Origin of the sequence: Pseudomonas sp. BMW13 (genome assembly GCF_013357275.1) — a bacterium.
In the GTDB taxonomy this organism is placed as follows: domain Bacteria; phylum Pseudomonadota; class Gammaproteobacteria; order Pseudomonadales; family Pseudomonadaceae; genus Aquipseudomonas; species Aquipseudomonas khazarica.
Window position 1 is genome coordinate 39,565 of the sequence record NZ_SUKD01000011.1, and the last position, 20,652, is coordinate 60,216.

Sequence of the window (20,652 nt, forward strand, 5' to 3'; positions counted from 1 at the left end):
CCATCGATGAATCGCCGCAACCTGTTCGGCGCCGCCCTGGCCCTGATGGCCACCTTCGGCCTGCTCGGCTGCAAGGAAGACAAGGCTGGCAGCGAGCAAACCGCAGCCGCAGCCGCGCCCGCACAGACCATCCACTGGAAGATGGTCACCTCCTGGCCGAAGAACTTCCCCGGCCTCGGCACCGCAGCCGAGCGCCTGGCCGAGCGCATCAACGCCATGAGCGCCGGGCGCCTGACCGTCAAGGTCTACGCCGCCGGTGAGCTGGTGCCCGCCCTGGAAGTGTTCGACGCCGTTTCCCGCGGCACCGCCGAGATGGGCCACGGCACCCCGTACTACTGGAAAGGCAAGGTACCGGCCGCGCAGTTCTTCAGCAGCGTGCCGTTCGGCCTGTCCACCCTGGAAATGAACGCCTGGCTCAGCCACGGCGGCGGCCAGGCACTGTGGGACGAGACCTACGCGCCGTTCGGCGTGAAGCCGCTGTCCGCTGGCAACACCACCATGCAGATGGCCGGCTGGTTCAACAAGGAGATCAACAGCCTGGATGACATCAAGGGCCTGAAGATCCGCATGCCAGGCCTCGGCGGCGAAGTCTGGAGCAAGCTCGGCGCGATCACCGTCAACCTGCCCGGCGGCGAGATCTTCACCTCCCTGCAGACCGGCGCCATCGACGCCACCGACTGGGTCGGCCCCTACAACGACCTGGCCTTCGGCCTGCACAAGGCCGCCAAGTACTACTACTACCCGGGCTGGCAGGAGCCGCAGGCGGTGGTCGAGTCGATGGTCAACCAGAAGGCCTTCGACGCCCTGCCGGCCGACCTGCAGGCCATCGTCGTCGAGGCGGCACGCGCGGCCACCCTGGACATGATGGACGACTACGTGTTCAACAACGCCAAGGCGCTGGGCAGCCTCAAGGCCGAAGGCGTGCAGCTCAAGCGCCTGCCGGACGACGTGCTGCAGGCCATGCGCGAACAGTCCGCAGCCGTGCTCGAGCAACTGGCGGCCGCCAGCGACCTCAACGGCCGCATCTGGGCCTCGCAGAAAGCCTTCCTCGAAGAGGCCAGCGCCATGCAGGCACTGACCGAGAAAGAGCTGTACAACTGGCGCTGAGCCAATCGAACGGGGCCACTGAAGGCCCCGTTTTTCTTAGGGATGACTGTCCATGCGTCTTCGCTCTCTGCTTCTCCTGCCCCTGCTCGCCCTCGGCCTGACCGGCTGCAAGGACGATTCCGCCCCTGCCGACGCAGCCCAGGCGCCTGCGCAAAGCTTCCACTGGAAGATGGTCACCACCTGGCCGAAGAACGCCCCGGGCACCGGCGTCGCCGCCGAGCGTCTGGCCGAGCGGATCAACGCCATGAGCGCCGGGCGCCTGACCATCAAGGTCTACGCCGCTGGCGAGCTGGTGCCGGCGCTGGAAGTGTTCGATGCCGTCTCCCGTGGCACCGCCGAGCTCGGCCACGGTACGCCCTACTACTGGAAGGGCAAGGTGCCGGCCGCGCAGTTCTTCGGCGCCGTTCCCTTCGGCCTGTCCACCCTGGAAATGAACGCCTGGCTCAGCCATGGCGGCGGCCAGGCGCTGTGGGACGAAGCCTACGCGCCCTTCGGCCTCAAGCCGCTGACGGCGGGCAACAGCACCATGCAGATGGGCGGCTGGTTCAACAAGGAAATCAACGGCCTGACCGACATCAAGGGCCTGAAGATCCGCATGCCGGGCATCGGCGGCGAGGTCTGGAGTCGCCTCGGCGCCACCACCGTGGTGCTGCCGGGCGGCGAGATCTTCACCGCCCTGCAGACCGGCGCCATCGATGCCACCGACTGGGTCAGCCCCTACAACGACCTCGCCTTCGGCCTGCAGAAAGCCGCCAGGTACTACTACTACCCCGGCTGGCAGGAACCGCAGTCGGTGCTGGAGCTGCTGATCAACCAGAAGGCCTTCGACAGCCTGCCGCCCGACCTGCAGGCGATCGTCACCGAGGCGGCCCGCGCCTCGACCCTGGACATGATGGACGACTACGTGTTCAACAACGCCCTGGCGCTGGACGAGCTGAAGAAAAGCGGCACGCTGCTCAAGCGCTTCCCCGACGAGGTGCTGCTGGCCATGCAGCAGGAAACCGAACAGGTACTCGGTGAACTGGCCGCGCAGAGCGAACTGAACGGCCGCATCTGGGCCTCGATGCAGGCCTTCCAGGCGCTGGCCACCTCGATGCAGGCGCTGTCGGAGAAGGAACTCTACGACTGGCGCTGAATGGACGGCGCCTGCGAGCTCCGTTCGTCGTTCGGGCAGGCGCGCGGATTTCGTCCGCGCGGGGCCTGCCGCGCCAGGCAAAAGCCAGAAACATTCTGTCACTGGCCACGCCCATCCTTGCCGGGCAAGATGCCGCCCAAGCTTTTCCACAAGAGAGAAAACCGTGATGCAGCGTTTCCTCAGTATCGCCATGGTCCTGTGCCTGGCGCTGACCTTCAGCTTCGAAGCCCACGCCAAGCGCTTTGGCGGCGGCAAGTCCTTCGGTTCCGCGCCCAGCCACCAGACTCGCCAGGCCACGCCGCAGTCGCAACCGGCAACCACCGCGCCCACCGCAGGTCGTCAACCCGCTGCCGCCAGCGGCGCATCGCGCTGGCTCGGCCCGCTGGCCGGCCTGGCCGCCGGTGGCCTGCTCGCCTCGATGTTCATGGGTGATGGCTTCGAAGGCCTGCAGATCATGGACTTCCTGATCTTCGGCCTGATCGCCTTCCTGATCTTCCGCTTCCTCGCCGCCCGTCGTGCTCAGCAGCAGCCGCAAGCCGCCACCGCTGGCGCTCCGTACCAGCGCGAAATGCCGGCCCAGGCCGCACCGACCTCGATCTTCGGCGGCAGCGGCGCTGCGGCAGCGCGCCCGGTGATCAACGCCCCGGCCTGGTTCAACGAGCAGAGCTTCCTGGCTGCCGGCCGCGAGCACTTCATGAACCTGCAGCAGCACTGGGACGCGAACGAGATGGACAAGATCGCCGAGTTCGTCACCCCGCAACTGCTGGACTTCCTCAAGCGCGAGCGCGCCGAGCTGGGTGACGGCTTCCAGTCCACCTACATCGACGAGCTCGACGTGCAGCTCGAAGGCGTCGACGACAACGCCGAGAAGACCATCGCCACCCTGACCTTCAGCGGCCTGTCGAAGACCTCGCGCTTCGACCAGGGCGAAGCGTTCAGCGAAAGCTGGCGCCTGGAACGCGCCCAGGGCGACAACCAGCCCTGGCTGATCGCCGGCATCCGCCAGAACTGATCAGCAGCGCAGCATGAAAACCCCGGGCTTGCCCGGGGTTTTTCGTTTCGGCCCTGGCCGGCCTGCGCGGCCGGGAGCGCACCTGCAACACCGTCAGCCCGTTCGGCAGCGGCGCAGCGGGCACATCCGAGGGCGGCGCTGCAGCGGCGACCTAGCCGGACGCCTGCTCGCCCGCCGCCCGGCGCATGCCGATATGCGGGATGTCGTCCTCCAGGTAGACCTCGGTCACCGGCTCGAAGCCATAGCGCCCGTAGTAGCCCTGCAGGTGCGCCTGCGCCGACAGGTACAGCGGCACGCCAGGCCAGCGCTGCCCAGACTCGGCCAGCGCCCGCTCCATCAGCTGGTGCCCCAGGCCGCTGCCTCGCGCCGACGCGGCGATCACCACCCGGCCGATCACCACCTCACCGTCCATGCGCTGCGGATCGAGCAGACGCAGATAGCCCACCAGGCCATGCTCGTCGCGCGCCAGCAGGTGGCAGGTGTCGCCCAGCAGGTCCTGGCCATCGGTTTCCAGATACGGGCAGTTCTGTTCGACCACGAACACCTGGGTACGCAGCGCCAGCAGCGCGTAGAGCGTGGCGGTATCGAGTTCGCGGTGGTGCAGGCATTGCCAGGAGAGAGACGGCATAAGGGTGCTCCGTAAAAATCAGCAGTATGCCGCGACGCCCGGAGGTTTTCATTCCACCCAGCAGCTACTGTATAAAGCCGATCCCACCGCATCAGGAGCCGACACCGTGGAAGAAGTCATCGAACAGCTGCGCGAACTCAACGAACCGGTGCCGGTACCGCTGGAGCTGCCGGAGGAAGAGACCCTGGTGGAGATTCAGGAGCAGATCCTCATCCACCTGCCCTTCGAGCTGCGCGAGTTCCTGCTCAAGGTCAGCGACGTGGTCTATGGCCGCCTGGAGCCGGTGACCGCCAGCGACCCGCAATCGCACACCTACCTGCCGGAAGTGGCCTCGGTGGCCTGGGACCTCGGCCTGCCACGCGACCTGGTGCCGCTGTGCCAGGACGGCCGCGACTACTACGCCGTGGACGTGGAAGGCCAGGTGTGGCTGTGGGACGGCGACGAGGGTGAGCTGACCGACGAGAGCTGGGATTCGGTCTGGCACTGGTGCCGCGACGTCTGGCTGGAAAGCTGATCGGCGTCGCCGCCAACGCGGCGCCCACGGCTGGCCGCTACACCTGAGCCCGAGGCAGGGGCTTCAGCCGCGACCAGCACAGCCCATCAGGCAAACCCGGCTCACACCTCGCCCTGTTCCAGCGCCAGCAGATTGAGCAGAAACCGCGCGAAGTACAGCAGGTCCTGCTCCATGGCCTGGCGCGCCCCCTTGGCATCGCCAGCCTCGATGGCGGCGAAGGCGTCCTCGTGAAAGTCGTTGAGCCGCAGCGACAGGTCGGCGCCGGTGAACAGGCGGTTGAAGAAGGGACCGATCTGCAGCCACAGCGCCTCGATCGAGCGCAGCAGCACCGGGTTGCCGCACGCGCCATACAGGTGCAGATGAAACTGGCTGTTGGCGTTCAGGTAGTCCTGCACCTGGCGTCGTTCGATGGCTGCATCCATGCGCTGCACGCAGTCGCGCAGCAGCGCCAGGTCCGCGCTGTCCAGCCGTGGCGTCGCCAGTTCGACCGCCATGCCCTCCAGCGCCAGGCGCACCTGGAAGATGTTCTCGTAGCGCTCACGCGTCATCGACGGCACCCGCACCGAGCGTTGCTGCTCGCCCTCCAGCACCCCCTCGGCCACCAGCCGCTGCAGGGCGGCGCGGACCGGCATCGGGCTGGTGCCCCACTCGGCAGCCAGGTCACGGATCTTCAGCCGCTGGCCCGGCTGGAAGCGCCCGGCCAGCAGGCCCGAGCGAATGTTCTGGTACAGCTGTTCCTGCAGGTTGTCAGCCATGGGCCGGCTCCCTCGGTGGCGCCGGCAGTTGAGCAAGGGTGAGGCTACAGTCGCGCATGGAAGGCTCCGCTGGAAAAATCCGACAAGTCTACGTCGATATGGATTTTGTGTGAAAAAACGCCATAGCGTAAATATTCTGTGATCACAAATTAGCAGTTTACTGCATGAATGAACGGTTAAATCCTATCGTTTACTATTTTGTGATCACAAAATATGATGCTCGAAACCCCATCGAGGTACTTCCCATGACCACTGCCAGTGGTATCAGCCAAGCCGCCGTGGAGCGTTTCGTCGCTGCCGAACGCGAGCTGTTCCTGTCCCGCAACCCGAAATCCGCCGCCCTGGCCGAACGTGCACGCCATTCGCTGTACGGCGGCGTGCCGATGCACTGGATGGCCGACTGGTCGACACCGGTGCCGCTGTTCGTCGAGCGCGCCAAGGGCGCACGCTTCTTCGACGTGGACGGTCATGAGTACATCGACTTCTGCCTGGGCGACACCGGCAGCATGTTCGGTCACTCGCCCGATCCCGTGGCCCGCGCCATTGCCGAACAGGCCGGCAACGGCCTGACCACCATGCTCCCCGGCGAGGATGCCGTGGTCTGCGGCGAACTGCTGGCGCAGCGCTTCGGCCTGCCCTACTGGCAGGTCACCGCCACGGCGACCGACTCCAACCGCTACGTGCTGCGCTGGGCGCGCGCCATCACCCAGCGCAAGACCCTGCTGGTGTTCGATGGCTGCTACCACGGCACCGTCGATGACGTGATGGTGCGCCACAGGGACGGCCAGACGGTGCACCGCTCGGGGCTGATCGGCCAGGCCTACGACCTGACCGAGCACAGCCGCGCCATCCCCTTCAACGATGTCGCAGCACTGGAGGCCGCCCTGGCCCAGGGTGATGTCTGCGCCCTGCTCTGCGAACCGGCAATGACCAACATCGGCATGGTCCTCCCCGATCCGGGCTTCATGCAGCGCTGCCGCGAGCTGACGCGCCAGTACGGCAGCCTGCTGATCATCGACGAGACCCATACGATCTCCACCGACATCGGCGGCTGTACCCGCCTGTGGGGGCTGGAGCCGGACTTCTTCGTGGTCGGCAAGCCCATCGCCGGCGGTGTGCCCTGCGGTATCTTCGGCTGCAGCGCGGCGATGGCCAGCGCCATGAACCAAGCCCGCCAGCGCGCCAGCGAAGGCAGCCAGGGTCATGGCCACAGCGGCATGGGCACCACCCTGTCGGCCAACGCCCTGGCCATGCACTGCATGCGCGCCAACCTGGAGCAGGTGATGACCCAGGACGCCTACGACCGCATGCTGCCGCTGGCTGCGCGCCTGGCCGATGGCTTCCGTCAGCTGATAGGCCGGCACGGCCTCGACTGGTCGGTGACCGAGCTGGGCGCACGCTGCGAATTCCAGTTCTGTGCCACGCCGCCGCGCACCGGGGCCGAAGCCGAGGCCGCCTTCCATGACGAGCTGCAGATGGCCTTGCACCTGTACCTGATCAACCGCGGCGTCCTCATCACCCCGTTCCACAACATGACCCTGTGCTGTCCGAGCACCACGACCGAGGATGTGGACAAGCTGATCGTCACACTCGACCTGGCCTTGAGCGAGCTACTGGCCATCCCCGGCGCCCGCGAGTAAGCCCCAAAGGATGCCTGTGGGAGGGGTTTCAGCCGCGACAGTCGCCGCTGAAGCGCCTCCCACAGACGCGCCCCACGACCTTCTACGAGGACCCACATGCAATTCGCCCCCCCTCAGGAAGCCTACGACTTCCTCGAACGCCACCCCGAGGTGCGCAGCATCGAACTGATGCTGATCGACGCCAATGGCATCCCGCGCGGCAAGCTGCTGCACCGCGACGAGCTGCTGGCCATCTACGAGAACGGCCGGCCGCTGCCCAGCTCGATCCTGTCGCTGACCCTCCAGGGCGAGGACGTCGAGGCCAGCGGCCTGGTCTGGGAAGTGGCCGATGCCGACTGCTGGACCTACCCGCTACCCGGCAGCCTGACCCTGCAACCCTGGCGCACCGTGCCCACCGGCCAGCTGCAGGTGAGCATGCACCCGACCCAGGGCCTGCCAGCCACGCCGGGCGATCCACGCCACGTGCTGGTGCGGGCCATCGATGCGCTCAAGGCCGACGGCTATCACCCGGTGATGGCGGTGGAGCTGGAGTTCTACCTGCTGGACAAGCAGCGCGACGCCAATGGTCGCCCGCAGCCTGCCGTGCAGATGAACGGCGTGCGCCCACAGGCGCCACAGGTATATGGCGTCTACGAGCTGGAACAGCTGCAGCCGTTCCTCGACGACCTCTACGCCGCCTGCGAGGTGCAGGGCCTGCCGGTGCGCACGGCGATCTCCGAATACGCGCCGGGCCAGCTGGAGCTGACCCTGGAGCACCGTTTCGACGCCCTGCAGGCCGTCGATGAAGGCGTGCGCTACAAACGCCTGGTCAAGGGCGTGGCCAACAAACATGGCTTGCAGGCCTGCTTCATGGCCAAGCCCTTCGGCGACCTGGCCGGCAGCGGTCTGCATATGCACGTCTCGCTGGCCGACGAGAACGGCAACAACCTGATGGCCAGCGACGACCCGCAGGGCACGCCGCTGCTGCGCCACGCCATCGGCGGCATGATGGCCACGCTCGACGATGCGCTGGCGATCTTCTGCCCCAACGCCAACTCCTTCCGCCGTTTCCAGGCCAACAGCTATGCACCGCTGGCCAAGAGCTGGGGGGTGAACAACCGCACCGTGTCCTTCCGCGTGCCGGGCGGGCCGGCCCACAGCCGTCATGTCGAACACCGCATCTGCGGCGCCGATGCCAACCCCTACCTGGCGGCGGCAGCGATTCTCGCCGGCATCCACAAGGGCATCCGCGAGCAGATCGATCCGGGGGCGGCCATCGTCGGCAACGGCTACGAACAGGCCCGCGAAACGCTGCCCACGGATTGGCTTACCGCCCTGCGCAACCTGGAAGCTTCAAGCTGGGCGCGCGAAGCGCTGGGCGAGGACTTCCTCAAAGTGTTTCTCGCGATCAAATGGGCCGAGTACCGCCAGTTCATGGGGGAAGTGAGCGAACAGGACTGGCGCTGGTACCTGAGCCACGCCTGACTCGCCCAGGTGGATGAACAAGCGTCACCCACCCGACTGCGCCATGTAGCCCGGATGAAATCCGGGGACGCTGCCGAACCGCCCCCCCGGATTGCATCCGGGCTACGGGCCTGCGCAACCTGGAAGGTTCAAGCTGGGCGCGCGAAGCGCTGGGCGAGGACTTCCTCAAGGTGTTTCTCGCGATCAAATGGGCCGAGTACCGCCAGTTCATGGGCGAAGTGGGCGAACAGGACTGGCGCTGGTACCTGAGCCACGCCTGAGTCGGGCAGGTGGATGAACAAGCGTCACCCACCCGACTGCGCCATGTAGCCCGGATGAAATCCGGGGACGCTGCCAAACCGCCCCCCGGATTGCATCCGGGCTACGTCCCGTTCACAGCGGCAGGCAGCGCGCGCCGTCTCGCACTGGCAAAGGTCCGGCAAAGCACAGCCGGTCACGCTCATCGAGCAGCGCCGGCTGGCCCGGATAGTAGGGGTTGTCGAAGGCATGCAACTGCTCGGCACTTGGCACACCTTGAGGCAGTTGAGACATCCCTTGCAGGAGACGGCGCTGGGCCTCAAGGTCCTGCACACGCACGGCATAGTCACGAAAGTCCGGTATGGCCATACCCAGCAGCACGTTACCCACGGGATTGCGCCGGCTCTTCTGCCACTGAGGTTCAGGCAATTGCTGGACCTTAGGGGCAAACTCCGCAGGCGGAAGCTGCGACAGCTCAGCCAGTGGCTGATAGAAACTCAGGCTGGCGTTGATGCTCATCTGCGGACGCAGCCCCCACCACATGAGCAGGCGCTCCTTCCAGTCCAGGTTGCTGCTGGACTGGCTCTTGAACATCAGGGCCACACTCCGAAACTCATACTGCAGCGGCCTCAGCAAGCTGCGCTCGGCTTGATCGAATGCCGGCACGCTGCTCGCCGCGGGCATCAGCCCCTGGCGATAGAGCACGGCCTGCCAGCGCATGTTGCGCTCGACCATACGCACCATGATCATCTTCGCGATCAGCGTATCGGCGCGGCGCATCTGCCCTCGCAGCAGCTGCAGCTCCTCGTCGAGACGCACCCGAACCTGCTCACCTTCCCCCGCCTGAGCCGCCTTGAGCAGCTGCAGAGCCAGCAGCTGCTGGCCATTCACCAGGTAGTGGTAGGGCGGCAATGGGGCCATGATGCTGTCCTCCAGCAGATTGCGGTAGTCATCGAGCTGGAGGAACTGCCAGTAGCGCTCGCGCAGAAGACGCTGCTCATCCGTCTCCACCCAGCCAGACACCCCGCTCAGCAGTGTGCTCAGACAGCCATCTTTCTCTATCGCACAGAACAATGGTCCATTCGCTATAGCCAACGTCGGGACCAGCGGCTCCGTAAAACCCTCATCCAACGGGCCGTGGCTGCTGCGCCAGGTGCGATAGGCCTGCAGCCGCTCGGCACCCAGTGCCTCTGGCGACTGCCCAGAATCGGCATCCAGACCATTGAGAAACACATAGGCCCGACTCTGCCCCGCATCGACCTGGGCCTGTTCGAGCCAGGTTTGGGCGTCGGCACTCAGCGGCTCATCCCGCATCCAGGCATAGCCGCTCACGACCAGCAGCACCGGCAGACTCGCGAGCAGTGCAACGATCCCTCTGCGCATCACCGGCTCACCTTGATGTACCCGCCCGCCACGCTGATGCCCATGCCGCCGTAGTCCTGACAGCCCTCGGTGAACACCTCCAGCACGCGCAGGGCGATGCCTTCGCGCAGCAGCTGCACGGCGCAACCGGCGCCCAGCTGGGCATCCTGCAGTGTCATCGCGGCGCCATCGCCGTGCAGGCGACCGTCCAGCTTGCCGATGGCTGCCGGGCCGTATTCCTCCACCCGCGCCCCGGCGCGCAGCGGCGAGAAGCGAGCGCGATAGCCGCCCTGCGGGTCGGCGCTGATCTGCAGCTCGCTCCACACCGCCTGGCCGCCGTAGCGCAGATAGCGACCCTGGGGACTGGCGGCCAGCGCCTGGTAGTCCAGCGCCTCGGCCACCTTGCCCAGGTGCAGGCGGGTCGAGGCGCCGTTGAGCTGCCTGTCCAGGGCCACGCCCAGCCAGGCCCGCGCCATGCCGGCATCGCCAGCGCGCAGGTTGGCCAGGATCAGGTTGTTCAGGGCCAGCTCCAACTGTGCCGAGTCACCCTGCTCGACACGTCGTAACTGACGCTCGAACGCTTCGATGGCCGTCGCATACTGGCCGGCCTGGTAGGCGGCCGTGCCGCGCTGGTTGCACTGCACCACGGTGGCGCAGTCCTCGGTTGCCTGCGCACTGCCGGCGACGGCAAGCAGCAGGGACAGGTACAGACGTTTCGAGCGGATTGGCATGGATGGCATCCTTGCAACAGGAAGTGGCGAGTCTAGTTTGAATCTTGCATCCCCAGGGCCGACGGGCCTTACTCTCAGCAGCCCCACACGTACTCGGAGCCATGATGGAAGCCGGAACCGCGCAACTGACGATGACCGTACTGATGACCCCGGACATGGCCAATTTCTCCGGCAATGTCCACGGCGGCACCCTGCTCAAGTACCTCGACGAGGTGGCCTACGCCTGTGCCAGCCGCTACGCGGGGCGCTACGTGGTGACCCTGTCCGTGGACCAGGTGATCTTCCGCGAGCCGGTACACGTCGGCGAGATGGTCACCTTCCTCGCCTCGGTCAACTACTGCGGGCGCACCTCGATGGAGATCGGCATCAAGGTGATCACCGAGAACATTCGCGAACGCTCGGTGCGCCACACCAACAGCTGTTTCTTCACCATGGTGGCGATGGACGACCAGGGACGCCCGGCAGCGGTGCCCGAACTGCAACCGGACACCCCGGACGGCCTGCGCCGTCAACGCCAGGCCGCACAGCGCCGGCAGATCCGCGAGGAGCTGCAGTTGCGCTACAAGGCACTGAGCGAGGAAAAGGCCTGAGCACGTCCTGCCAGAGGCCGCGCCTTCAGTCGTGGCCGATGTAGAACAACAGTTCGCGGCGCTGCGGATGGTCCTTGAGCCACTCGCGAATCTCGTCGGCACGGGCAATCGCCTCGTCCCCCGCGATGCGCGTGAAGCGCTCGCGCCGCGCCTGCTCGCTGGCCTGCTGACGCACCTGGCGCTGCCAGGCCTCGGTGAAGATCGCCGGCATGCGGTGGCTCAGCTCCAGCGCCTTGAGCAGTTGCCACTCGCCGCTGTCGAGCCAGGCCTCGTCACAGGTGCCGCAGAGGTCGAGACGGTTGGCACGGGTACCGCTGATCTGAAACTTGCTCATCAGCTTGGCGCACTTGGGGCAGCTCAGGGCATGGCTGGACTCGCCCACTTGTTCCTCGGCAGCCAGTGTCGCCACACCCTCCTGCTCCGGCTGGCGCTCGGCCCAGTCGCGGTAATGCAGCAGGCTGACCAGGGTGCCCGAGCACTGCGGGCAACCATGGCCCAGCAGGCCGTCTTCGAGTTTTGCCGGTTGCAGGCGGCTGGTACGGCAGGCGGGGCAGTGCATGGTGACGTCCTTTTCCAGTTGAATGCGCGCACGCTAATGCACAGCCGACACAAGGGCAAGTTGGTAGCTGAGAACTGCTTGGCGGATAGGCTAAGCTCTGTCTCCCGAAGTCGGAGTCACCATGATCAACCTGTTCGATGCATTCCTGTTGATACTGTTCGCCGCCGTCTGCGCCTGGCTGTGGCGCGGCCACGGCATTCGCGAACGGGCCCTGCAACTGGCCAAGCAGCATTGCGCCAAGCTCGATGTGGAGCTGCTGGACGGTGCCGTGGCGCTGCGTCGCCTGGCCATCCAGCGCGACGCCAGGGGCCACCGCCGGCTGGCCCGGCTCTACGACTTCGAGTTCACCGTCACCGGCGAGCAGCGTCTGCGCGGGCAGATCAGCATGTTCGGCGCACACCTCGGGCGCATCGAGCTGGAGCCGCACCCGGTTCTGGAGCCGCAGCCCGAGCCGGTTTCGGTGCAGCATCCGGGCAACGTCATCCGCCTGGAAGACTGGCGCCGCAAGGCGCAGTAAGGCAGCGCGCAGCCTTGGTCCCGGGCGCCGGCTTGCCGGCGATACTCTGCCACTCGATCGCCGGCAAGCCGGCTCCTACATGACGCGGTGCCCCATCAGCCGCGTTGCAGCAGGAAATTCGCGACCCGTTCGGCACTGTCTGCCGGCTGTTCCTGCATGAAGCAGTGCCCGCCCGGCACCACCTGGCTGCGGACGTGGCCGTTGCCTGCGCACCAGCGCGCCACCGATTTCGCCACGAAGGGGTAGGTACGCGCGCCGTGGATCACCTGCGTCGGCGTCGAGATCTTGCCCAGCGACGGCCACAGCCGGCGCGGGTAGGAGCCGAAGATGTCGGCTTCACGGCTCGGCCGGCACTTGAGTTCGACGCCACCCTCGACATCCTTCAAGGCATGCTCGACGTAGGCGGCGAAGGCCGCTTCATCCCAGCCCTTGAACATGCCACGACCGTGCAGGGCAGCATGGGCGCTGGCGCGGTCCGGCCATTGCCGGCGGCGCTTCTGCGCCCGTTTCGCCATCCCGGTGCGCTGCGCCAGGCCAACCACGTCGGACAGTGCCATGACGCCGATCATCGCCGGGCTGAACAGCACCGGGTCGAGCAGCACGGCGCGTCGGAACAGCTCGGGATGGCGGGCCAGGATCAGGCTGGTGAGCACCCCGCCGAAGCTGTGCCCGACGGCAAAGCGCGCTACCTCGCCGAACGGGCCGCGCAGGGCCTCGAATGCCTCCACCGCCAGCTCGGCGCTGCGGTTCCAGCCGTGGAAGCGGCCGCCATGATCACTGTCGCCATGCCCCTGGGCGTCGCACAGCCAGAGGTCGAAGTCCTCCGCCAGCAGCGTCAGCATCGGCGTGTAGACCCGCCCGCAGTAGCCGTTGCCATGCAGGAAATGCAGCAGCGGCTTGCCCGACGGCGGGCTGTGCCAGCCGCGCAGGGTGAAACCGGCAGAAGTGGCGTGAGACCAGGACAGCAGTTGCATGAGGTTATCCACAGCGATGAAAGCGCGGCGAGTGTATCAGCCAGCCGGGGCGATCCGGCAGCGGGCGAACGCCGCCGTCAGCGCATCGGCGTCGTGCGCCTGCGCGAAGATCAGCTCCAGACGCGAGTCCTTGCGCCATTCGCTCGTCCCCCAGTCCTGCAACGCCTGCCCCTGCACGGCATTGAGCGAACGCCAGCCGGCCGCGCCGTGCACCACCGCCTTGGCACGCCGCCAGTCCAGGCCCTGCAACCACTGCCCGAGCGACGCCAGGTCGAAGCGCTGGCTCGGGTGCCAGCGCCAGCCGATGCTCCAGCCTTCCGCCTGAGCCTGCACCTGGCAGATCGGCTCGGCCGCGTTGCGCCAGATCTGCGGCAGGCTCGCCGCACCTGTGGGTAACCCGGCGCCGACCCCGCCCGTTGCGGCCTGCGCCGCCACGCCCGGCAGCTCGGCCAGATCGAGTTGCCCATGCTCGCTCCACCGCAGTGGCACGGGTGGCAGCGCGGCGGCAATCCGCGCGCGGCTCGCCGCATCCAGCCCGGCACTCTTGTTCAGCAGCAGCAAGCCGGCATACGCCAGGGCCTCACGCTGCACCTCCGGCAACGCCTGGCCCTCAGCCAGCGCCTGGGCATCGAGCACCAGCAGCGCCGGCTGCACGGCCAGCACGCCGAGCCAGGGCGGCTGACGCAGCTGCACCAGCAACTGCGCCGGGTGACCGAGGCCGGACGGCTCGATCAGCAGGCGGTCGGGCCTGGCCTTGCGCAGCAGGCGGCCCAGGCCGACCTGAAACGGCGCGCCGTTGACGCAGCACAGGCAACCGCCCGCCACCTCGGCCATGGCGACAGCATCGTCGCCCTGCTCCAGCAGCGCGGCGTCCAGGCCGATCTGGCCGAATTCGTTGATCAGCACCGCCCAGCGTTCGTGCGCCGGCTTCTGCGCCAGCAGATGACGAATCAGGCTGGTCTTGCCTGCGCCCAGCGGGCCGGCGATCAGATGAGTGGGGATGTGAGTGAGCATGGGCCTATGGTCGGTGCTTCATGGCACAGACTGCAACGGGTCGGCGTGCTAGATTCGCGGACGGTTTTTCCCGGAGTCGAGCAGATGCGTGCATGGTTGTTGCTGTTTTCCCTACTGCCGGGCCTGGCGCTCGCCGAGGCCTGTATCGTGCGTAGCCAGGCGGAGCGCCTGGATGTGAAGGTGTGCCAGGAGAACCGCAATATCCCCTCCTCGCTGTTCCACGAGGGCTTTTGCCAGCCGCAGCTGAAGGGCCAGAAGGTCGAGGTGGAGTTCGTCGAGCAATGCCCGCAAGGCGCCTACGGGGTCTGCCAGAACGCGCTCGCCGGCAACGACCTGTACCAGCAGGACATCCACTACTACGGCGTGGCCAGCGATGCGCTGTATCTGGAGCCCGCCTGCACCAGCCAGTATCGCGGCAAGTGGATCAAGCCCTGACATCAAAGCGTCATCGAACAAGCGCCTAATAGCCACGGGTACCTCACGTAACCCTCATGTCGAGTCACGCGTCGACATGATCTCTTGGTGCTTGAAGCCGGGGCAGTCGCTCCGGCTTTTTTTTGCCCCGTCGGTGTCTCCGGCACCTGGCCGGCCAGCGGCGTCCTTTACATGGAGCGCTCGCCTCAGGCCAGCCAGTCCAGCGTCAGCAGCAGGCGTCGTTCGCCGGCCGGAGGCTGCGGCGAGCGGTGGATCAGGCCGCGCCCTTCGTTGCCCTGCCATTTCTCACCCTTGGCCAAGGCCACATGGCCAGCGACCAGGCGGCGGATGCAGGCCTCATCCTGCGGCTCGGCAGCCGCCTGACCCAGCCGGCTGCGCGGCATGCCCCCCTCCTCCAGCCACTCGCTGCCGACGCCGGCGTAGCTGGTGATCAGCCGCAGCGGCACATGATCGACGTGGAAGCGCGGGCACATGGCCTTGTCCAGCACCCGCAGGCGCAGGCCGATGCGCCGCGCATCGAGCAGGCAGGCATAGGCGCCCACCAGCCAGGCCACGTCGGCGAGGAAGGCGCTCTGCCCCGGCATGTCGGCGTACTGCGCCACCAGGCCGAACAGGTTCGGCTCGCTGTCCGGCTGCGCCAGCTCCAGCGTCATCGACTGCGCCAGCGGCTCGCCCTGGGCCAGCAAGGTCTCGGCGAACAGGCTGATCCGCGCCGGCAGCTGGCGCTGCCAGACCGCCAGATTGACGCTGTCGTGCAGCACCTCGCCAAGCACCTCGACACCTTCGCCCAGCACCTGCCGGGAGGCCTTCGGCAACTGCAGGGCGAACATCAGGCCGCCTCCTGCTGCCAGGGCCCGAACGGGTCGGCGAGCAGGCGCCAGGCCTCCGGGCCACCGGCCATCTCGGCGTCGCTCAGCAGGCAGTCGTCCAGCTCACGGCACAGGCGTGCGAAATCGATGTTCTGGCCGATGAACACCAGCTCCTGGCGGCAATCGCCGACCTCGGCGCTCCAGTGCTTCATGATGGCCTGCAGACCTTCTTCGTCCTGCGGCCAGTGCTGCCTGGGCACGAAACGCCACCAGCGCCCGGCCAGACCATGGCGCATCAGGCCGCCAGCCTGCGACCAGCTGCCCGCCTCCTGGTACTTGCTGGCCAGCCAGAAGAAGCCCTTGGAGCGCAGCAGGCGACCGTTGCTCCACTCGCGGCTGAGGAAGTCGAAGAAGCGCTGCGGGTGGAAGGGCCGCCGCGCGCGGTAGGCGCTGGAGGCGATACCGTATTCCTCGGTTTCCGGCACGTGCTCGCCGCGCAGCTCCTTGAGCCAGCCCGGCGCCTGCGAGGCGCGGTCGAAGTCGAAGCGGCCGGTGTCGAGGATCGTGTCCAGGGCGACCCGGCCCATGCTCATGACCTCAATCTCGGCATGGGTGTTGAGCCCACGCAGGATGGCCATCAGCTCCTCGCGCTCGGCCTGGCTGATCAGGTCGATCTTGCTGATGAGGATGACGTCGGCGAACTCCACCTGCTCGATCAGCAGGTCGGTGATCGAGCGCTCGTCCTCCTCACCCAGGGTTTCGCCACGGCTGGCCAGGCTGTCCGCCGCGTGGAAATCGCGCAGGAAGTTCACCCCGTCGACCACCGTGACCATGGTGTCGAGCCGGGCCAGGTCGGACAGGCTGCGCCCCTGCTCATCGCGGAAGGTGAAGGTCTCGGCCACCGGCAGCGGCTCGCTGATGCCGGTGGACTCGATCAGCAGGTAGTCGAAGCGGCCCTCGCTGGCCAGGCGGCTGACCTCGTCGAGCAGGTCCTCGCGCAGCGTGCAGCAGATGCAGCCATTGCTCATCTCCACCAGCTTCTCTTCGGCGCGGTTGAGGCTGACGTCGCGCTGCACTTCGCTGCCGTCGATGTTGATTTCGCTCATGTCGTTGACGATCACCGCGACCTTGCGGCCTTCGCGGTTCTTCAGCACATGGTTGAGCAGGGTGCTCTTGCCGGCGCCGAGAAAGCCGGACAGCACGGTAACGGGTAGACGCTGATGCATGGGGTGTTCCTCGTTCAGTCACGGTCACGCTGATGTTTTTCGCGCTGCTCCTGACGCTCCTTGGCTTCGATGCACAGGGTCGCGGTCGGGCGCAGCAGCAGGCGTTTCAGGCCGATGGGCTCGCCGGTTTCGGCGCACCAGCCGTATTCGCCACGGGCCAGGCGTTCGAGCGCCTGGTCGATCTTGTCCAGCAGCTTCTTTTCCCGTTCCAGCAGGCGCAGCTGCCATTGCCGCTGCTCCTCGGCGGCGCCGATGTCGGCGACGTCGCTGCTGCTGTCGGGTTCGCGCAACTGGGCGAATTCGTCGTCGATGCGCAGTTGCAGTTCGCTGCGCTGGCCCAGCAGCAACGCCCGGAAGAACTGTTGCTGGGCCTCGTTCATGTAGTCGTCGGCCGGCTGGGCGAGCAGCTCGACCTGGGTGGGCACGGTCAGGGTCATGGCAAATCGGCTAGCTTGTTTTGATTGTTATAACATAACATTAATTTCTGACAGCGACCCACGGATTTACGATGAACGAACAACCCCTGCCGGATATCGCCGCCCAAGCCACCCACCACGACCTGTCGCTGGACTGGGTCGGCATGGCCGGCATCGCCCTGCCGATCCGCCTGGCGGGCGAAGCGGTCACGGCCAGCGTCGACATCGGCGTCAGCCTCGACGATGCCGCGGCGCGTGGCATCCACATGTCGCGCCTGTACCTGGCAGCCCAGCGCCTGGTGCACCTCGAGCTGAAGGTGCCGGCCATCCTGCAGGTGCTGGATGACTGCCTGAGCAGCCACCAGGCACTGTCCGACAGCGCCAGCCTGACCCTGCGCGGCGCGGTGCCGCTGAAGCGCCCGGCACTGGTCAGCCCGTTGCACGGCTGGAAGGCCTACCCGTTCGAGATACGCGCCCGCCAGGACGGCCGCGGCCTGACCATCGAGCTGCAGGTCGAGGTCGAGTACTCCTCCACCTGCCCCTGTTCGGCGGCGCTGGCGCGGCAGTTGATCCAGCAGCGCTTCGCCTGGGACTTTCCCGACCGGCAGGCGGACTACCTGAACACGCTCGACTGGCTCGGCTCGACCCAGGGCATCGTCGCCACGCCGCACAGCCAGCGCAGCACGGCTACGCTGCAGCTGCGCCTGCACCCGGCATGCATCGACCTGCCCTTGCTGGCGCTGATCGACAGCGCCGAGCAGGCCCTGGGCACACCGGTCCAGACGGCGGTGAAGCGCGCCGACGAACAGGCCTTCGCCCTGGCCAACGGGCAGAACCTGATGTTCTGCGAGGACGCCGCACGCCGCCTGCACCATGCGCTGGGCCAGTTGCCCGAGGTCAGCGCCTTCTGCCTCAGGGTGGTCCATGCGGAAAGCCTGCACGCCCACGACGCGGTGGCCGAAAGCCGCTGCAACTGGAGCTGAGGCATGCCTGCCCAACCCTTCTGGTTGCAGCTGGAGTCGGCCCGCGCCGGTCACACCCGGTCGTTGCAGGCAACGTTGGACGCCATCGCCTGGAACGACGCCGGCCTGATCCCGGTGATTACTCAGCGCCACGACGACGGCGAGGTGCTGATGCTGGCCTGGATGAATCGCGCCGCGCTGACAGAAACCCTGAGCAGCGGCCAGGTCTGCTACTGGTCGCGCTCGCGCCAGCGCCTGTGGCGCAAGGGCGAAACCAGCGGCCATCGCCAGCGCCTGCACAGCGCCCGCCTCGACTGCGATGGCGACGCCCTGCTGCTCAGGGTCGAACAGACCGGCCCGGCCTGCCATACCGGGCGCCCTGCCTGCTTCTACAACGAACTCGACGGCGAGCAGCTGCGCGTCGTCGTGAGCCGCCCGGGATGAAACGCATCGCCATCGCCCTGGTACACCTCTACCAGTACCTGCTCAGCCCCCTGCTCGGCCCGCGCTGCCGTTTTCATCCGAGCTGCTCGCACTACGCCATCGAGGCCCTGGAGAAACACGGCCTGCTGCGCGGCCTGTGGCTCAGCCTGCGCCGGCTGCTGCGCTGTCATCCCTGGCACCCGGGTGGCTACGACCCGGTGCCCGAACCCTCGCCCAAGGAACGCCCATGATCCGCAAGAATCCGTCCGGCCACCTGCCACTCATCGCCGAGTCCGCCTATGTCGACAAGACCGCCATCATCTGCGGCAAGGTGATCATCGAGGACAACGTCTTCGTCGGCCCGTACGCGGTGATCCGCGCCGACGAGGTGGACGAGAGCGGCGACATGCAGCCGATCGTCATCGGCGCCAATTCCAACATCCAGGACGGCGTGGTGATCCACTCAAAGTCCGGTGCGGCGGTCACCATCGGCGAGCACAGCTCCATCGCCCACCGCTCGATCATCCATGGCCCGTGCCGGGTCGGGAACCGGGTGTTCATCGGCTTCAACAGCGTGCTGTTCAACTGCAGCGTCGGCGACGGCTGCGTGGTGCGGCACAACGCGGTGGTGGACGGCTGCGACCTGCCGGCGGGCTTCCACGTTACCTCCACCCAGCGCATCGGGCCGAAGACCGACCTCGCCAGCCTGCCCCGCGTCAGTGTCTCGGCCAGCGAGTTCTCGGAAGACGTGGCGCGTACCAACATCGACCTGGTGCGGGGCTACAAGGCCCTGCAGAACGAGTTTTGAGCGTGCTGATCCGCAACGCCCGGCTGGTCAACGAAGGCCGTGTGTTCGAGGCCGACCTGCGCATCCGCCACGGGCGCATCGACGCCATCGCCAGCGGCCTCGCCCACCTCCCCGGCGAGGCCGTGCTCGACGCCGCCGGCCAGTACCTGCTGCCGGGCATGATCGACGACCAGGTGCACTTCCGCGACCCCGGCGCGCCGCACAAGGGCAGCTTCGCCAGCGAGTCGCGCGCGGCGGTGGCCGGCGGCATCACCAGCGTCATGGACATGCCCAACACCCAGCCGCCGACCCTGACGCTGGAGGCGCTGGCGGCCAAGGAGCAGCGCGCCGCCCGCTGCTCGCGGGTCAACTACGGCTTTCACTTCGGCGTCAGTCACGACAACCTCGACACCGTTGCCGCGCTCGACCCTGACCGCGTGGCAGGGGTGAAGGTGTTCATGGGCGCCAGCACCGGCAACATGCTGGTCGACGACCTGCCTGCGCTGGAGCGCCTGTTCCGTGACTGTCCGACCCTGCTGCTGACGCATTGCGAACACACCCCGCGCATCCGTGAACGCGAGGCGAGGTGGCAGGCCAGGTACGGCGACGACATCCCCGCCGACCAGCACCCGGCGATCCGCGATGCCGAGGCCTGCTACCAGTCCTCCAGCCTGGCGGTGAGTCTGGCCCGCCGCCATGGCACGCGCCTGCACGTGCTGCACATCAGCACGGCACGCGAACTCGAGCTGTTCATGCCCGGCCCGGCGGCCAGCAAGCGGATCACCGCCGAGGTCTGCGCCCACCACCTGTACTTCGACGACAGCGACTACGCCGCCCTCGGCCACCTGATCAAGTGCAACCCGGCGATCAAGCAGCGCGCCGATCGCGACGCCCTGCGCCAGGCCCTGCTCTGTGGACGCCTGGACATCATCGGCACCGACCACGCGCCGCACAGCCTGGAGGAGAAGCGACGTCCCTACCGGCAGGCGCCGGCCGGCCTGCCGCTGATGCAGCACGCCCTGCCGGCGCTGCTGGAGCTGGTGGCCGACGACCTGCTGCCACTGCCGCTGCTGGTGGAAAAGACCAGCCACGCCGTGGCCGAGCGCTTCGCCATCGAGCAGCGCGGCTACCTGCGCGAAGGCTACTGGGCCGACCTGACCCTGGTGGAGCGCCTGGCCGAACCCGGCCCGGTAGCGCAGCAGCCGATCCTCGCCCATTGCGGCTGGACACCCTTCCAGGGCCGCAGCTTCCGCCATGCCGTGCGCAGCACCTTGGTGTCCGGGCAGCTGGCCTGGCATGCCGGCCAGGTGCAGGACGACTGCCAGGGCCTGCCGCTGCGCTACCGACGCGCCTGA

The 20,652-nt window shown here is 67.2% G+C and carries 25 protein-coding genes; 15 read left to right on the forward strand and 10 right to left on the reverse strand.

The genetic code is table 11. The features are described from left to right. The first annotated feature begins 6 nt into the window (after window positions 1-6). From E4487_RS08985 to E4487_RS08995, 3 genes are all read left to right on the forward strand, one after another. Complete coding sequence (locus E4487_RS08985) at window positions 7-1,107, forward strand: TRAP transporter substrate-binding protein (RefSeq protein WP_150607217.1); 1,101 nt, start codon at window positions 7-9, stop codon at window positions 1,105-1,107. Window positions 1,108-1,159: 52 nt separating this feature from the next. Continuing rightward, window positions 1,160-2,242: a TRAP transporter substrate-binding protein gene (locus tag E4487_RS08990; protein ID WP_175253170.1), complete on the forward strand. Its 1,083-nt coding sequence runs from the start codon at window positions 1,160-1,162 to the stop codon at window positions 2,240-2,242. Between the two features lie 166 nt (window positions 2,243-2,408). Continuing rightward, window positions 2,409-3,254, forward strand: coding sequence for a Tim44 domain-containing protein (locus E4487_RS08995; protein WP_037055552.1), 846 nt, complete (start codon window positions 2,409-2,411; stop codon window positions 3,252-3,254). A 151-nt stretch (window positions 3,255-3,405) separates the two neighbouring features. On the opposite strand, the gene E4487_RS09000 is transcribed toward E4487_RS08995, so the two are convergent. Beyond that, window positions 3,406-3,882: a GNAT family N-acetyltransferase gene (locus E4487_RS09000; protein ID WP_175253171.1), complete on the reverse strand. Its 477-nt coding sequence runs from the start codon at window positions 3,880-3,882 to the stop codon at window positions 3,406-3,408. A 106-nt stretch (window positions 3,883-3,988) separates the two neighbouring features. On the opposite strand from E4487_RS09000, the gene E4487_RS09005 reads away from it, so the two are divergent. Beyond that, window positions 3,989-4,396, forward strand: a complete 408-nt coding sequence (locus E4487_RS09005) for an SMI1/KNR4 family protein (RefSeq protein WP_037055555.1) — start codon at window positions 3,989-3,991, stop codon at window positions 4,394-4,396. Window positions 4,397-4,497: 101 nt separating this feature from the next. Here the strand turns inward: E4487_RS09005 and E4487_RS09010 are convergent, their stop codons facing one another. Beyond that, a complete protein-coding gene (locus E4487_RS09010) occupies window positions 4,498-5,151 on the reverse strand; it encodes a GntR family transcriptional regulator (RefSeq protein ID WP_150607227.1) in 654 nt (217 codons plus the stop codon). A gap of 245 nt (window positions 5,152-5,396) precedes the next feature. Between E4487_RS09010 and E4487_RS09015 the strand changes: the two genes are divergently transcribed. The 3 genes from E4487_RS09015 (at window position 5,397) to E4487_RS09025 (ending at window position 8,515) form a co-directional block, all read left to right on the forward strand. Further along, complete coding sequence (locus E4487_RS09015) at window positions 5,397-6,791, forward strand: aspartate aminotransferase family protein (RefSeq protein ID WP_175253172.1); 1,395 nt, start codon at window positions 5,397-5,399, stop codon at window positions 6,789-6,791. 96 nt (window positions 6,792-6,887) lie between these two features. Continuing rightward, window positions 6,888-8,255, forward strand: coding sequence for a glutamine synthetase family protein (locus tag E4487_RS09020; protein WP_175253173.1), 1,368 nt, complete (start codon window positions 6,888-6,890; stop codon window positions 8,253-8,255). A gap of 119 nt (window positions 8,256-8,374) precedes the next feature. Beyond that, window positions 8,375-8,515 (forward strand): hypothetical protein, encoded by a 141-nt coding sequence (locus E4487_RS09025; protein ID WP_373921512.1) that lies wholly within the window; start codon window positions 8,375-8,377, stop codon window positions 8,513-8,515. A gap of 112 nt (window positions 8,516-8,627) precedes the next feature. Here E4487_RS09025 and E4487_RS09030 read toward each other — a convergent pair whose 3' ends face one another. Both E4487_RS09030 and E4487_RS09035 read right to left on the reverse strand, forming a co-directional pair. Beyond that, window positions 8,628-9,875, reverse strand: coding sequence for a hypothetical protein (locus E4487_RS09030; RefSeq protein ID WP_175253174.1), 1,248 nt, complete (start codon window positions 9,873-9,875; stop codon window positions 8,628-8,630). Further along, window positions 9,875-10,585 (reverse strand): tetratricopeptide repeat protein, encoded by a 711-nt coding sequence (locus tag E4487_RS09035; protein WP_175253175.1) that lies wholly within the window; start codon window positions 10,583-10,585, stop codon window positions 9,875-9,877. Before E4487_RS09035 ends, E4487_RS09030 begins: the two co-directional genes overlap by 1 nt. Before the next feature lie 104 nt (window positions 10,586-10,689). On the opposite strand from E4487_RS09035, the gene E4487_RS09040 reads away from it, so the two are divergent. Continuing rightward, window positions 10,690-11,175, forward strand: a complete 486-nt coding sequence (locus E4487_RS09040; RefSeq protein WP_037055566.1) for an acyl-CoA thioesterase — start codon at window positions 10,690-10,692, stop codon at window positions 11,173-11,175. 25 nt (window positions 11,176-11,200) lie between these two features. On the opposite strand, the gene E4487_RS09045 is transcribed toward E4487_RS09040, so the two are convergent. Continuing rightward, the gene (locus E4487_RS09045) at window positions 11,201-11,734 is read right to left on the reverse strand and encodes a zf-TFIIB domain-containing protein (protein WP_175253176.1); all 534 of its coding nucleotides are present in this window, start codon (window positions 11,732-11,734) and stop codon (window positions 11,201-11,203) included. Window positions 11,735-11,855: 121 nt separating this feature from the next. Between E4487_RS09045 and E4487_RS09050 the strand changes: the two genes are divergently transcribed. Next, on the forward strand, window positions 11,856-12,251 hold the full coding sequence (locus E4487_RS09050; protein ID WP_037055569.1) for a DUF3301 domain-containing protein: 396 nt from the start codon (window positions 11,856-11,858) through the stop codon (window positions 12,249-12,251). 95 nt (window positions 12,252-12,346) lie between these two features. On the opposite strand, the gene E4487_RS09055 is transcribed toward E4487_RS09050, so the two are convergent. Both E4487_RS09055 and E4487_RS09060 read right to left on the reverse strand, forming a co-directional pair. Next, the gene (locus E4487_RS09055; RefSeq protein ID WP_037055571.1) at window positions 12,347-13,225 is read right to left on the reverse strand and encodes an alpha/beta fold hydrolase; all 879 of its coding nucleotides are present in this window, start codon (window positions 13,223-13,225) and stop codon (window positions 12,347-12,349) included. Window positions 13,226-13,261: 36 nt separating this feature from the next. Next, window positions 13,262-14,239 carry a GTP-binding protein gene (locus tag E4487_RS09060; protein WP_175253177.1) on the reverse strand — a complete coding sequence of 326 codons (978 nt, stop codon included), beginning with the start codon at window positions 14,237-14,239 and terminating at the stop codon, window positions 13,262-13,264. Window positions 14,240-14,323: 84 nt separating this feature from the next. Between E4487_RS09060 and E4487_RS09065 the strand changes: the two genes are divergently transcribed. Beyond that, complete coding sequence (locus E4487_RS09065; RefSeq protein ID WP_037055574.1) at window positions 14,324-14,674, forward strand: hypothetical protein; 351 nt, start codon at window positions 14,324-14,326, stop codon at window positions 14,672-14,674. A gap of 185 nt (window positions 14,675-14,859) precedes the next feature. Here E4487_RS09065 and E4487_RS09070 read toward each other — a convergent pair whose 3' ends face one another. From E4487_RS09070 to dksA, 3 genes are read right to left on the reverse strand one after another with little or no spacing between them, the layout of a single operon-like run. Next, window positions 14,860-15,504: a DUF1826 domain-containing protein gene (locus E4487_RS09070; RefSeq protein WP_175253178.1), complete on the reverse strand. Its 645-nt coding sequence runs from the start codon at window positions 15,502-15,504 to the stop codon at window positions 14,860-14,862. Continuing rightward, window positions 15,504-16,709: a zinc metallochaperone GTPase ZigA gene (gene zigA, locus E4487_RS09075; protein WP_037055578.1), complete on the reverse strand. Its 1,206-nt coding sequence runs from the start codon at window positions 16,707-16,709 to the stop codon at window positions 15,504-15,506. The genes E4487_RS09070 and zigA overlap by 1 nt, the downstream gene beginning before the upstream one ends. Window positions 16,710-16,723: 14 nt before the next feature. Continuing rightward, window positions 16,724-17,146, reverse strand: a complete 423-nt coding sequence (gene dksA, locus E4487_RS09080) for an RNA polymerase-binding protein DksA (protein ID WP_037055581.1) — start codon at window positions 17,144-17,146, stop codon at window positions 16,724-16,726. A 71-nt stretch (window positions 17,147-17,217) separates the two neighbouring features. Here dksA and folE2 point away from each other — a divergent pair, with 71 nt between their 5' ends. Genes folE2 through E4487_RS09105 form a run of 5 tightly spaced genes read left to right on the forward strand, consistent with a single transcriptional unit; the run spans window position 17,218 to window position 20,652 of the window. Beyond that, on the forward strand, window positions 17,218-18,108 hold the full coding sequence (folE2, locus tag E4487_RS09085) for a GTP cyclohydrolase FolE2 (RefSeq protein WP_175253179.1): 891 nt from the start codon (window positions 17,218-17,220) through the stop codon (window positions 18,106-18,108). A 3-nt stretch (window positions 18,109-18,111) separates the two neighbouring features. Beyond that, complete coding sequence (gene hisI, locus E4487_RS09090; protein WP_037055585.1) at window positions 18,112-18,531, forward strand: phosphoribosyl-AMP cyclohydrolase; 420 nt, start codon at window positions 18,112-18,114, stop codon at window positions 18,529-18,531. Further along, window positions 18,528-18,761 (forward strand): membrane protein insertion efficiency factor YidD, encoded by a 234-nt coding sequence (yidD, locus tag E4487_RS09095; RefSeq protein WP_037055587.1) that lies wholly within the window; start codon window positions 18,528-18,530, stop codon window positions 18,759-18,761. Before hisI ends, yidD begins: the two co-directional genes overlap by 4 nt. Continuing rightward, the gene (locus tag E4487_RS09100) at window positions 18,758-19,318 is read left to right on the forward strand and encodes a DapH/DapD/GlmU-related protein (RefSeq protein WP_037055589.1); all 561 of its coding nucleotides are present in this window, start codon (window positions 18,758-18,760) and stop codon (window positions 19,316-19,318) included. The genes yidD and E4487_RS09100 overlap by 4 nt, the downstream gene beginning before the upstream one ends. Next, window positions 19,315-20,652 carry a dihydroorotase gene (locus tag E4487_RS09105; RefSeq protein WP_175253180.1) on the forward strand — a complete coding sequence of 446 codons (1,338 nt, stop codon included), beginning with the start codon at window positions 19,315-19,317 and terminating at the stop codon, window positions 20,650-20,652. Before E4487_RS09100 ends, E4487_RS09105 begins: the two co-directional genes overlap by 4 nt.